The 12,592-nt window shown below is 61.8% G+C and carries 12 protein-coding genes and 1 tRNA gene; 10 read left to right on the top strand and 3 right to left on the bottom strand.

What is annotated here, in order from left to right:
• Nucleotides 1-39 precede the first annotated feature (39 nt).
• Nucleotides 40-1,566, top strand: coding sequence for a proline--tRNA ligase (gene proS / locus Q0D44_RS07530; protein ID WP_294134756.1), 1,527 nt, complete (start codon nucleotides 40-42; stop codon nucleotides 1,564-1,566).
• A 147-nt stretch (nucleotides 1,567-1,713) separates the two neighbouring features.
• On the opposite strand, the gene hslU is transcribed toward proS, so the two are convergent.
• Nucleotides 1,714-3,015, bottom strand: a complete 1,302-nt coding sequence (gene hslU / locus Q0D44_RS07525; RefSeq protein WP_294134754.1) for an ATP-dependent protease ATPase subunit HslU — start codon at nucleotides 3,013-3,015, stop codon at nucleotides 1,714-1,716.
• Between the two features lie 103 nt (nucleotides 3,016-3,118).
• On the bottom strand, nucleotides 3,119-3,685 hold the full coding sequence (gene hslV / locus Q0D44_RS07520; protein WP_294134751.1) for an ATP-dependent protease subunit HslV: 567 nt from the start codon (nucleotides 3,683-3,685) through the stop codon (nucleotides 3,119-3,121).
• A gap of 173 nt (nucleotides 3,686-3,858) precedes the next feature.
• Between hslV and Q0D44_RS07515 the strand changes: the two genes are divergently transcribed.
• The gene (locus tag Q0D44_RS07515; RefSeq protein WP_119745793.1) at nucleotides 3,859-4,047 is read left to right on the top strand and encodes a hypothetical protein; all 189 of its coding nucleotides are present in this window, start codon (nucleotides 3,859-3,861) and stop codon (nucleotides 4,045-4,047) included.
• 15 nt (nucleotides 4,048-4,062) lie between these two features.
• Here Q0D44_RS07515 and Q0D44_RS07510 read toward each other — a convergent pair whose 3' ends face one another.
• Entirely contained in the window at nucleotides 4,063-4,179 is a 117-nt protein-coding gene (locus Q0D44_RS07510) for an entericidin A/B family lipoprotein (RefSeq protein ID WP_294134748.1), read from the bottom strand.
• Nucleotides 4,180-4,319: 140 nt separating this feature from the next.
• On the opposite strand from Q0D44_RS07510, the gene Q0D44_RS07505 reads away from it, so the two are divergent.
• The 8 genes from Q0D44_RS07505 to Q0D44_RS07470 all read left to right on the top strand — a co-directional run bounded on the left by Q0D44_RS07505 (nucleotide 4,320) and on the right by Q0D44_RS07470 (nucleotide 12,589).
• Nucleotides 4,320-4,394 (top strand) — tRNA-Val (locus Q0D44_RS07505).
• Nucleotides 4,395-4,512: 118 nt separating this feature from the next.
• Complete coding sequence (locus Q0D44_RS07500; RefSeq protein ID WP_294135007.1) at nucleotides 4,513-6,741, top strand: S9 family peptidase; 2,229 nt, start codon at nucleotides 4,513-4,515, stop codon at nucleotides 6,739-6,741.
• Nucleotides 6,742-6,887: 146 nt separating this feature from the next.
• Entirely contained in the window at nucleotides 6,888-7,913 is a 1,026-nt protein-coding gene (locus Q0D44_RS07495) for an aspartate-semialdehyde dehydrogenase (RefSeq protein ID WP_119745791.1), read from the top strand.
• 45 nt (nucleotides 7,914-7,958) lie between these two features.
• Nucleotides 7,959-8,201 carry a hypothetical protein gene (locus Q0D44_RS07490; RefSeq protein WP_294134740.1) on the top strand — a complete coding sequence of 81 codons (243 nt, stop codon included), beginning with the start codon at nucleotides 7,959-7,961 and terminating at the stop codon, nucleotides 8,199-8,201.
• Nucleotides 8,201-8,638: a type II toxin-antitoxin system VapC family toxin gene (locus Q0D44_RS07485; protein ID WP_294134737.1), complete on the top strand. Its 438-nt coding sequence runs from the start codon at nucleotides 8,201-8,203 to the stop codon at nucleotides 8,636-8,638. The genes Q0D44_RS07490 and Q0D44_RS07485 overlap by 1 nt, the downstream gene beginning before the upstream one ends.
• Before the next feature lie 74 nt (nucleotides 8,639-8,712).
• Nucleotides 8,713-9,474 carry an alpha/beta fold hydrolase gene (locus Q0D44_RS07480; RefSeq protein WP_294134735.1) on the top strand — a complete coding sequence of 254 codons (762 nt, stop codon included), beginning with the start codon at nucleotides 8,713-8,715 and terminating at the stop codon, nucleotides 9,472-9,474.
• Between the two features lie 54 nt (nucleotides 9,475-9,528).
• Nucleotides 9,529-11,406 (top strand): M2 family metallopeptidase, encoded by a 1,878-nt coding sequence (locus Q0D44_RS07475; RefSeq protein ID WP_294134733.1) that lies wholly within the window; start codon nucleotides 9,529-9,531, stop codon nucleotides 11,404-11,406.
• A gap of 31 nt (nucleotides 11,407-11,437) precedes the next feature.
• Nucleotides 11,438-12,589, top strand: a complete 1,152-nt coding sequence (locus Q0D44_RS07470) for a GGDEF domain-containing protein (protein ID WP_294134730.1) — start codon at nucleotides 11,438-11,440, stop codon at nucleotides 12,587-12,589.
• The last annotated feature ends 3 nt before the right edge of the window (nucleotides 12,590-12,592 follow it).

The following is a 12,592-nucleotide window of genomic DNA, read 5'->3' as shown; positions in this document are numbered from 1 at the left end:
GCGCGCCGATCCATTCCCTACAGCAGGCAAGCCATTCCCGTGAAACATGCCCTTTCCATCACCCGCGAGCAGGATTTCTCCGCCTGGTATCAGGCCGTCATTTCGGAGGCTGACCTGGCCGAAGAAAGCGGCGTGCGCGGCTGCATGGTCATCCGGCCATGGGGCTATGGCATTTGGGAACGGATCCAGACCCTGCTCGACGCGCGGATCAAGGCGACCGGGCATGAAAATTGCTATTTCCCGCTGTTCATCCCGCTCTCCTATTTCGAGAAGGAAGCCGAGCATGTCGACGGCTTCGCCAAGGAAATGGCGGTCGTCACCCATCACCGGCTGATCCAGAAGGACGGCAAGCTGGTCCCCGATCCCGAAGCGAAGCTGGAGGAGCCGCTGGTCGTGCGCCCCACATCGGAAACGGTGATCGGCGCGGCCTTCAGCCGCTGGGTCCAGTCATGGCGCGACCTGCCTGTCCTCATCAACCAGTGGGCCAATGTCGTGCGCTGGGAAATGCGCACCCGCATGTTCCTGCGCACGACCGAATTTCTCTGGCAGGAAGGCCACACCGCCCACGCCACCGTCGATGAGGCGATGGAAGAGACGATGAAGATGCTGGAAGTCTATCGCAGCTTTGCCGAGGATTGCGTCGCGATGCCGGTCGTCGCGGGCGAGAAGCCAGAAAATGAACGCTTCCCCGGCGCGGTCGCCACCTACTCAATCGAAGCGATCATGCAGGACGGCAAGGCGTTGCAGGCAGGCACGTCGCATTTTCTGGGCACGACGTTTAGCCAAGCGCAGAATATCAAATATCAGAATGCCGAAGGGCAACAGGAGCTGGCGCAGACGACCAGCTGGGGCATGTCCACCCGCATGATCGGCGGCCTGATCATGGTCCATGGCGACGATGACGGGCTGCGCGTCCCACCGCGCGTTGCGCCCTATCAGATCGTCGTGGTGCCGATGCTGCGCGACACCGACGAGGACGCCGCAATCGTCGATTATTGCGCCGATCTGGTGGCACAGCTGAACGCGCTGGACGTGTTCCGTGAGCCGGTGCGGGCGCTGCTCGACCGTCGCCCGGCGAAGGCGGCGACCAAGCGCTGGGGCTGGGTCAAGAAGGGCGCGCCGATCGTGATCGAGGTTGGGCCGCGTGACGTTGCAAACGGCATGGTTTCATGGTTCCGACGCGACGAACTGTATCGTGAGGATGGCAAGTTAAATTCGGTTCTTTCAAAAAAGGAAACCTTCGTGGCAGGTGTCACTGTTACACTTGGCCAAATCCAAGATTCATTGTTCGCCGATGCCAAGGCGCGTCTCGACGGCAGCATCGACAAGTCGATCACCGACATTGATGCGCTCAAGGCCTATTTCAATGCCAGTGCCAAGCCCGGCTGGGCGCTGGTGCAATGGGCAAAACCGACCGGCGAGGCGCTGGAGAAGGTGGTGCAGTGGCTCAAGGGCGAGAAGCTGACGCTGCGCAATGTGCCCAATGATGCGGAGGCCGCTGACGGGGTGTGCGTGTTTACCGGCGAGACGGCGGTCGAGCGGGTGCTGGTGGGGCGGAGTTATTAAACGGGCAAAATCCCCTCCCGCAGGCGGGAGGGGCAGCGAGACTTTATGAGCCAAAGGCGAATTTAGTCGCAGCGAGGTGGGCATGTAGCGAGGTTGCGCTCGCCCACCCCCTAGCCCCCTCCCGCCTGCGGGAGGGGGAACTGGAAATTACAGCACATATTTACTTAGGTCGGTGTCGTGCGCGATCGCGCTCAACTGCTTCTCCACATAGGCAGCGTCGATCACCAGCGTTTCGCCGCGACGGTCCTCCGCCTCGAAACTCACATCCTCCAGCAGCTTTTCCATCACCGTCTGGAGCCTGCGGGCGCCGATATTTTCGACTTCGCCATTCACCTCGGCGGCGATGCGGGCGACCGCGCGGATGCCGTCTGGCGTCAGGTCGATCGTCACTTCCTCGGTCGCCAGCAGCGCGCGATATTGCGCGACGAGGCTCGCCTTGGTGTCGGAGAGGATCGCGACGAAATCCTCCTCGGTCAGCGCCTTTAGCTCAACGCGGATCGGCAGGCGGCCCTGGAGTTCGGGCAGCAGGTCGCTGGGCTTGGCGACGTGGAACGCGCCGGACGCGATGAAGAGAATATGGTCGGTCTTGAGCGGGCCATATTTGGTCGAGACGGTCGTGCCTTCGATCAGGGGTAGCAGGTCGCGCTGCACGCCCTCGCGGCTGACGGACCCGCCGCGCACATCGCTGACCGCGATCTTGTCGATCTCGTCGAGGAACACGATGCCATTTTGTTCGGCGCTGGTGATGGCGACGCGGGCGACGTCATCCTGATCCAGCCGCTTGTCCTGCTCTTCCTCGACCAGTTTGTCCCACGCATCGGCGACGCGCATCTTGCGGCGCTTCTTCTGCTGCTGGCCAAACGCCTTGGACATCATGTCGGACAGGTTGATCATACCGACCTGACCGCCCATGCCGGGGATTTCCATCGGCATGGAGGGGCTGTCGGCGACTTCCACCTCGACCTCGACATCGTTCATCTGATGCTGTTCGATCTTCTGGCGGAAGGAGAGGCGGGTGGCCTCGCTGGCTTCCTTGCCGGTCAATGCGTCGAGCAGGCGGCCCATGGCGGCCTCGGACGCGGCCTCGCGCACGGCTTCGCGGCGGCGGTCCTTTTCCAGGCGCACGGCTTCCTCGACCAGATCACGGACGATCTGCTCGACGTCGCGACCCACATAGCCGACTTCGGTGAATTTTGTCGCTTCGACCTTCACGAACGGGGCGTCGGCCAATTTGGCAAGGCGACGGCTGATCTCCGTCTTGCCGCAGCCGGTCGGCCCGATCATCAGGATATTTTTGGGCGTCACCTCGTCGCGCAAATCATCGGGCAGGTGCTGGCGACGCCAGCGGTTGCGCAGGGCGACAGCAACGGCGCGCTTGGCGTCGTGCTGGCCGATGATATGCGCGTCCAATGCGGCGACGATGGCTTTTGGGGTCAGATTGTCGTTCATTTCGGTCCTTCTCCCCTCCCTTCAGGGAGGGGTCGGGGGAGGGCATGTCGAGGAACGCCGTTACAGGCCCTCCCCTAACCCCTCCCGCAAGCGGGAGGGGGATTCAAGCAGCGCTGTCCAGCGTTTCGATGGTCAGCTGATCATTGGTATAGACGCAGATGTCCGCCGCCACGGCCATGGCCTTGCGCGCCAGCGTCTCCGCGTCCGCTTCATAATCCACCAGCGCACGGGCAGCCGCGAGGGCGAAATTGCCGCCCGATCCGATCGCGGCTACGCCGTTCACCGGCTCCAGCACATCGCCATTGCCGGTCAGGATCAGGGTCACATCCTTGTCCGCGACGATCATCATCGCTTCCAGGTTCCGCAGATATTTGTCGGTGCGCCAGTCCTTGGCTAATTCCACGGCGGATCGCATCAGCTGGCCATTGTGGCGCTCCAGCTTCGCCTCCAGCCGCTCGAACAGGGTGAAGGCGTCGGCCGTGGCCCCGGCAAAGCCGCCGATGACGCTGCCGTCATGCAGGCGGCGCACCTTGCGGGCGTTGGGTTTCATCACCGTCTGGCCCATGGAAACCTGACCGTCGCCAGCGACGACGACCTTTCCATTCTTGCGTACGGACATGATGGTGGTGCCATGCCAGACCGGCATGGCGCTGCTGTTATGGTCGTTCATGGGGCGGCATATGGGACGCTGTGCCGTGTGGTGCAAGTCACCTCAGCAGCGACGACGAAGCGTTGCATTTTGGCGACAATATTCTGACAATTCGTTCAGGAACAAATGTCGATCAATTGACATTGTGCATCGCAACATCAATCATCAGTATCCGCATTTACGGGGGGACTCGCATGACTCTCAAGGCCAGAGCACAGGAAAAGGTCGAGCGCGCGGGCATTTCCAACTATAGTTTCGATCATGACGTGTTGGTCATGTGTGGTGTGCGCTACACGATCGAAGCCTGCAACTGTGGCGAACCGGGGTGCGACGGCGTCCGTCTGCGGAAAAATGCGACAGCCATCGGGCGCGTGTTGCAATAATTCACCGACTATTGGTCAGCGCATTGCGTCTTTCCCGGCGCGACCCACGGACTCGATATCGCGACCCACACCCTGCACCGTGTTGCACGCGGCCAGCGTGGCCAAGATCACCGGGAACAGCGCTTTACGCATCAATCCGTCACTCCATATTTGCGGCGGGACCGTTTTAAGCGCGTGCGCGACGCAGTGCAAAGGCGCAATTTGCGGGACGGGATGCCCCCGCGCTTGACAGGGCGCGCCAGCGATGCCAATGGCCGCCTCCTCCTTACAAGGGGCGCGTAGCTCAGTGGTAGAGCACACCCTTCACACGGGTGGGGTCGCAGGTTCAATCCCTGCCGCGCCCACCATGGCAGAGCGCCATGGCCGGGACAGATTATTTCCCTCCATTGATCTTTTCAGTCTCATCGGGCTAATCATTGCCCTTGATCCGGCGTCCCGTGCGGTCGCCGACCTGAAAGGATGTCGATGCCTCCCTATTGGAAATCCGGCGCAGCGTTTGGCGCGCTGCTCATGCTGTCCGCCACGCCTGTCATGGCGCAGGAGACGCTGACGCTCGAACGGGTCTTTGCCAGCCCCGACCTGGCCGGGCCGCAGCCGCGCGCGCTCAAATTGTCGCCCGATGGGTCGCTCGTTACCCTGCTAAAGCCCCGCGCGGATGAGAAGGAGCGGCTCGACCTGTGGGCGATCGACACACGCACAGGCAAGCAGCGGATGCTGGTCGATTCGCGTAAGACGGGGAGCGGCGCAGCCCTGTCCGAAGCGGAAAAGATGCAGCGGGAGCGGGACCGCTCGGTTGCGGGCAGCAGCGGCATTACCAGCTATGACTGGTCACCCGATGGCAAGAGCATTTTGGTGCCGGTCGATGGCGATCTCTACCTGGCTGCTCTGGATGGCAAGGTGCAGCGGCTGACCGATACGCCCGATGGTGAACTGAATGGCGTGGTCAGCACCAACGGCGGGTTCGTGTCCTTCGTTCGCGGGGGCAATCTGTTCGTACAGCCCATCGGTGGGGCGGAACGGCAGGTGACGCAGGGGGCCAGCGATACCGTCAGTTGGGGTGTCGCCGAATTTGTCGCGCAGGAGGAAATGGACCGGCGGACCGGCTATTGGTGGTCGCCCGACGATGCCCTGATTGCGGTCGCGCGGGTGGATGAAAGCCCGGTCGGCATAGTCACCCGCACCGCGATCGGCGGGGAGGGGACGAAGGTTTATCAGCAGCGCTACCCCGCCGCCGGGACACCCAATGCGATCGTCGATCTCTATGTCATGAAGCCGGACGGGTCGGGGCAGGTGAAGGTCGATCTGGGGTCGGATCGCGACATTTATCTGGCGCGGGTCGATTGGGCGAAGGATGGCCGGACGCTCTATGTCCAGCGCGAGACGCGCGACCAGAAGCGGCTCGACCTGCTGGCGGTCGATCCGTTTACCGGCAAGGCGAAGATCGTCCTCGCTGAAACGGCCAAAAGCTGGATCAACCTCAGCGACAATTTCCATCCGCTGGCTGGCGGCGATTTCCTTTGGTGGTCGGAAAAAAGCGGCCATGGCCATCTCTACCGGGTTCACGACGGCAAATGGACGGCGCTGACCAGCGGCGACTGGGAGGTCAAAACGCTGGTGGCGGTCGATGAGAAGGCCGGGCTAGTCTATTTCACTGGCAATCGCGAAACCCCGCTGGAGCAGCAGCTGTACAGCGCGCCGATCGGCAAGGCCGCTGCGCCGCGTCAGATCACGACCAGCGGCTGGTGGAATGACGCGGTGATGGATGGCGCGGCAAGCCGGGTCGTCATCACCCGCCAGAATAGCGACCAGCCCAAGCAGGTCTATCTGGCCGACAGTAGTGGCAAGCAATTGCAATGGTTGTCGGAAAACGCGCTGAAGGGTGATCATCCCTATGCGCCCTATCTGGCGAGCCATGTCAAAACCCGCTTCGGCACGATCAGGGCCAAGGACGGCACGACGCTCTATACCAAGATCATGACCCCGCCGATCGAACCGGGCAAACGCTATCCTGTGTTCATGATCCATTATGGCGGGCCGGGCGGCGGGCGGCAGGTGATGAACACCTGGTCCGGGGCGCTGAACCAATATCTGGTCGATCGGGGCTGGATCGTCTTTGCGGTCGACAATCGCGGCACGCCCGATCGTGGCAAGGCGTTCGAGGATCATCTCTATCGCGCCATGGGGACGGTCGAGGTGGCGGACCAACTGGCTGGCGTGGATTGGCTCAAGGCCCAGCCGTTCGTCGATCCCAAGCGGATTGCGACCTATGGCTGGTCTTACGGTGGCTATATGTCGCTGAAGCTTCTGGAGAAGGCACCGGGCATATTCGCGGCGGCGGTCGCGGGCGCGCCGGTGACGAAGTGGGAACTCTACGACACCCATTATACTGAACGCTATCTGGGGATGCCGCAGGACAAGGCCAGCGCCTATCCCGCGTCCGGCGCGATCGAGGAGGCGGTGAAGATCAGCGATCCTTTGCTGCTGATCCACGGCATGTCCGACGATAATGTGGTGTTCGACAATGCCACCGCGTTGATGGCGAAGATGCAGGGCGCGGCAGTGCCGTTCGAGATGATGGCCTATCCGGGCCAGACCCACCGCGTCGGCGGGCCGGGGATCAGCGTTCATCTGTGGCGCACGATCGAGGATTTCCTGGCGCGGCGCGGCGTGTCGCCTGACGCAACCAAGCCATAGGCGGCAAGGACGTTGCCGCATCCCGGCAACGTCCAGCGTCAAAAGCTGGCCTTTCGCGCAACAAACGGCTTGCCACTGGACAAATGGCGCAACGCCGCTATGGCGCGCACTTCCGTTATATCTGCATCGGAGTGGAGTGTTCAGTCATGGGTTACAGGGTCGTCGTCGTAGGTGCCACCGGGAATGTGGGCCGCGAAATGCTGACCATTCTCGCCGAGCGCGAGTTCCCGATTGACGAGATCGCCGCGGTCGCATCGTCGCGCTCGCAGGGGCTGACCGTCGATTTCGGTGACAGCGGCAAGACGATCAAATGCCAGAATATCGAACATTTCGACTTTACCGGCTGGGACATCGCCCTGTTCGCCGCGGGCAGCGGCCCGACGGCTGAATATGCGCCCAAGGCGGCAGCGGCCGGCTGCGTCGTGATCGACAATAGCTCGCTCTACCGCATGGACCCGGACGTGCCGCTGATCGTGCCCGAAGTGAACCCAGACGCGATCGACGGCTATAAGAAGAAGAATATCATCGCCAACCCCAACTGCTCGACCGCGCAGATGGTGGTGGCTTTGAAGCCGCTGCATGACGCCGCGATCATCAAGCGCGTGGTCGTCTCGACCTATCAGTCGGTGTCCGGTGCGGGCAAGGCTGGCATGGACGAGCTGTTCGAGCAGTCGCGCAACATCTTCGTAGGCGATCCGGCCGAAGCCAAGAAGTTCACCAAGCAGATCGCCTTCAACGTGATCCCGCATATCGACGTTTTCCTGGACGATGGGTCGACCAAGGAAGAATGGAAGATGGTCGCGGAAACCAAGAAGATCCTCGATCCCAAGATCAAGCTGACCGCCACCTGCGTGCGCGTGCCGGTGTTCGTGGGTCACTCCGAAGCGATCAACATCGAGTTCGAGAAGGAAATCAGCGCCAAGGAAGCGCAGGATATCCTGCGTGAAGCCCCCGGCATCATGCTGGTCGATAAGCGCGAGGATGGTGGCTACATCACTCCGATTGAATGTGTCGGTGACTTCGCGACCTTCATCAGCCGCGTGCGTGAGGACCCGACGGTCGACAGCGGCATTTCGCTTTGGTGCGTCAGCGACAATCTGCGCAAGGGCGCGGCGCTGAACGCGGTGCAGATCGCCGAACTGCTGGGCCGTCGCCACCTCAAGAAGGGCTGAGCCTGCTTCCTTGCGGTCATGCTATCATGATGATAGCATGACCGCATGGGCCAGGTTCTTATCCGCAATCTCGACGACAGCCTGATCGCGGCCTATCGCGAACTTGCGGCGCGTAACCAGCGTTCACTGGAAGCGGAACTGCGTGAAGCGCTGACGCGCGGGCGACCGATGACAAGTGAGCGCCTGCACGCGACGCTCGCGCGCCTCGAAACCATCCGTGCGATGACTCCGAAACATGTCCGGCAGACACCTGCCGAAGATTTGCTCCGGGATGATGATCGCCGCTGATGCTGGTGGTGGATACCAGCGTGGCGGCCCGCTGGGTCGTCGGTAGCGACGATCCGGCGATGTCTGCTGAAACGACCGTGGCGCTTACGCTGCTGCCGCTTCGGCTGATCGCGCCGGACCTGCTGACCGCCGAACTCGCCAACGTGATGTGGAAGAAGGTGCGCGCGCAGGAAATTGATGCAGCACAGGCGCGCGAAGCCGTGGCGATCCTGCCCGATCTTGTCGACCTGATCCCGACCGGACAACTGGCCGATCGAGCGATGGCGATCAGTCTGGCACTGGACCACCCCGCCTATGACTGCTTCTTTCTCGCCACCGCCGAGATGCTGGAAACGGTTATGGTCACCGCTGACCGCAGGCTGGTCCGGCGCTGTGCTGACACGCCTTTTGCAGCGCTGGTTTCGGCGTTGATGGATCGCTCTTCCTGGGCGGAATGACAGGATAGCGCTCTTGCGCCGCCGCGCCTGACGCCATATCGGCAAGCGCCGCCGCTGTGTAAGGATTTGCCCCGATGACCGACCTGCCGATCGAACGCCATGAGATCAAAGGTTTCGATGGCCTGCCGATCACGGTGCATATGGTGGGGGAGGGTCGGGATCTTGTGTTGATCCACGGCTATTTCTCCAATGCCTACACTAACTGGATTCGTTACGGTCATGCCGCAAAACTGGTCGAGGCCGGTTTTCGCCTGATCATGCCGGACCTGCGCGGTCATGGGGAGAGCGGGAAGCCGCATGACATTTCCGCCTATCCGCCCGATGCGCTGACCGATGACGGGCTGGCTTTGGTCGAGCAGCTTGGGCTGACCGACTATGATCTGGGTGGCTATTCGCTGGGTGCGCGGACGAGTGTGCGGATGCTGGCGCGCGGGGCTGCGCCGCGGCGGGTCATCCTGGCGGGCATGGGGTTGCGCGGGCTGGTGCAGACGCTCGACAAGGGCGGCTATTACAAGAATGTCCTCAACAACCTTGGCACGTTCGAGCGTGGCACGTCGGAATGGATGACCGAGGCGTTCCTCAAGACCACCAAGGGCGATCCGGTGGCGATGCTGCATATCCTGAACACCTTTGTCGATACGCCGCGCGAGACGATCGCTGCCATTCAGCAGCCGACCGAGATTATCTGCGGTGCGGACGATCGGGATAATGGCGTGGCGCAGGAACTGGCCGACCTGCTGCCCAATGGTCGCTATGTCGAAATACCGGGCAATCATATGAACGCCGTCACCCGTAAGGAAATGGGGCAGGCGATGGTCGATTTCCTGACTGCTTGACTGTATCGCCCGGCCAAGTCACCTTCCCTTCATAAGTCTATGAGGGGAATTCCCATGAAAATCGCCATCTCGCTTGCCGCACTTGCGGCCGCGCTTACTGCATCGCCTGTTCTTGCCCAGCAGGCTCCTGCGCCGACCGCAGCTGAGGCCGAAGCCTTCCTCGCCAAGGCGGAAAAGGCGATGTTCGATCATTCGCTGATCTCCAGCCGTGCCGACTGGGTCAATTCCACCTATCTGAGCGATGATAGCGACGCGGTCGCCGCTTATTTCGGGGCGATCCGCACGTCGATGAATGTCGATTATGCGCTGGAAGCCGCCAAATATGCGACCGCGCCGGGCCTGTCAGTGGAAACCAAGCGCCGCTTGGACCTGTTGCGCACTGCGCTGACGCTGCCCGCGCCGACTGCGCCGGGCGCGGCGCAGGAGTTGAACGATCTGGCGACCCGACTCCAGTCCGCCTATGGCAAGGGCAGGGGAACACTGAAAGGTCAGCCGATCAACGGCAGCGACATTGAAGAGCAGATGGGGAATAACCGCAACCCCGAAGAACTGAAGGAAATGTGGGTCAGCTGGCACGACAATGTCGGCGCGCCGATGCGCGGCGATTATGCCAAGCTGGTCGATATCGCCAATGCCGGGGCCAAGGAATTGGGCTTTGCCGATACCGGCGCGATGTGGCGGTCCAAATATGACATGCCCGCCGATGATTTCGCCAAGCTGACCGACAAGATATGGGCAGAGGTCAAGCCGCTCTATGACCAGCTGCATTGCTACACCCGCACCAAGCTGAACGAGAAATATGGCGATGCGGTGCAGCCTGCATCCGGTCCGATCCGTGCCGACCTTCTCGGCAATATGTGGGCGCAATCCTGGGGCAATATCTATGATGTCGTGGCGCCCAAAGGGGCGGGCGATCTGGGTTATGATGTGGGCGAATTGCTGAAGGCCAAGGGCTATGTGGAAACCCGCCCCGGTCAGGTCGATACGCCCGACACGCCCGAACAGCAGCGGCGCGGCTATTGGGAAAAGCAGATGTTCAAGATTGGCGAGGGTTTCTATTCCTCGCTGGGCTTTGCGCCGCTGCCCGCGACCTTCTGGGACCGGACCCAGTTCATCAAGCCGCTGGACCGCGAAGTCGTCTGCCATGCGTCGGCCTGGGACCTGGACAACAAGGACGATATTCGCGTCAAAATGTGTACGAAGGTCAATAGCGACGACTTCGTGACCATCCATCACGAACTGGGCCATAATTATTACCAACGCGCCTATCAGAAGCAGAAGCCGCTCTATCTGGACGGCGCCAATGATGGCTTCCATGAAGCGATCGGCGATTTTGTCGCTTTGTCGATCACGCCGGACTATCTGGTGAAGATCGGCCTGCTGGATGCTGCCAAGGTGCCGGGACCGGACAAGGACATCGGCCTGTTGCTGCGGCAGGCTATGGACAAGGTCGCTTTCCTGCCCTTTGGCCTGCTGGTCGACAAGTGGCGCTGGGGTGTGTTCAATGGCACGATCCCACAGAGCCAGTATGAAAAGGGCTGGACGGACCTGCGTCGCCAATATCAGGGCATCGTCCCGCCCGTGTCCCGCGATGAAACGAAGTTCGACGCGGGCGCCAAATTCCATATTCCGGGCAACACGCCCTATACCCGCTATTTTCTGGCAGGCATTTTGCAACAACAATTCTATGAAGCGGCCTGCAAACAGGCGGGCTGGAAGGGGCCGCTCCACCGCTGTTCCTTCTATGGAAACAAGGACGTAGGGGCCAAACTCAACGCGATGCTGGAAATGGGCGCGTCCAAGCCCTGGCCCGATGCGTTGCAGGCCTTTACCGGCACGCGCGAGATTTCGGGCCAGGCGATGACCGCCTATTTCGCGCCGTTGCAGAAATGGCTGGTCCAGCAGAATAAGGGCAAGTCTTGCGGCTGGTAATGCCCAAGTAAAGTCAGTAAAGGCCCCACCCGTGGACCCGGCGATCATCATCATTGCTTTGCTCTTCTTCACCAGCGTCATCATGGCGCTGGCGATGGGGGTGGCGTGGTTACACTTCGGGCGGCAGCGGCATGTGTTGAGCTGGGCGCTGTCCTATTGTGCGGCGATGATCCAGTGGATCGCCAATGCTGGTGGCATCGCCTTGAAAAGCGGGCCACTGATGGCGCTAGCGGCGAGTTGCATCGTCGTCAGCGGCACGCTGGTTCTGGTCGGCGTTCGCCAGCGATCGACGCAAAAAATCCCATGGCGATTAATAATTGGCGCTGGTTGCGTGGCGGCGGCAGGCGGCATCTATGCAGCATTGACCCACGATCGATCGCTTCAGGGCATGATTGTGCCGGGTTATGTCGGCATCTTGATGCTCTGTTCGGCCGCCTCGCTCTGGCCGCAGGGACGGCGGTTCAATGCACCTGAGATCGCGTTTTTCACGATGTTCCTGCTGTTCGCGCTGTTTCAGTCTGCGCTTGCCATCAGTGCCGCTGCCGATCTGGGGCGGGCACCCGGCGCAGGGCTTGCGGCGTATCGGGCCATATTGGGCCTTGGCCTGCCATCCATCTATGTCGGCACTGGCGTGGCTGCTGTCATGGTCGTGGCTGGCGATCTGGCGCACCAGTTGCGGCGGCAGATGCGGCATGATCCGCTGACCAACGTTCTCAACCGGCGCGGACTGGATGAGGCGGCGGCGCGCGCCATCGCCAATGCCCGGCGTTACAACCGGCCGCTGGCGCTGGTGGTGTGCGATCTTGACGGGTTCAAGGCACTGAATGACGGCCATGGCCATATCGCAGGCGACGCCGCCCTGCGCGGCTTTGCCCAGTTGCTGACCAGTGCGGTACGGCGCGGCGACATCGTAGCGCGCATGGGCGGCGATGAATTCGGCCTGCTGCTGGTGGAAACCGAGGCAGCGGCGGCGGCTGACGTCATGGAGCGGGTGCGCGCGGAAATAACATGCCTGATCCTGCCCAATGCCCCACGCGCGCAACTCCGCGCCAGTTTCGGCGTGGCGGAATTGCAGGCAGGCGACGAGAAACTGGACGACATGGTCGCTCGCGCCGACGCTGCGCTCTACAATGCCAAGCGCGACGGCAAGGACCGTGTCGCTATCTGGCGCAACGCGGCCTGAGCC

Source organism: Sphingobium sp. (genome assembly GCA_023266575.1).
In the GTDB taxonomy this organism is placed as follows: domain Bacteria; phylum Pseudomonadota; class Alphaproteobacteria; order Sphingomonadales; family Sphingomonadaceae; genus Sphingobium.
This window is presented reverse-complemented; position numbering and strand designations above follow the sequence as displayed.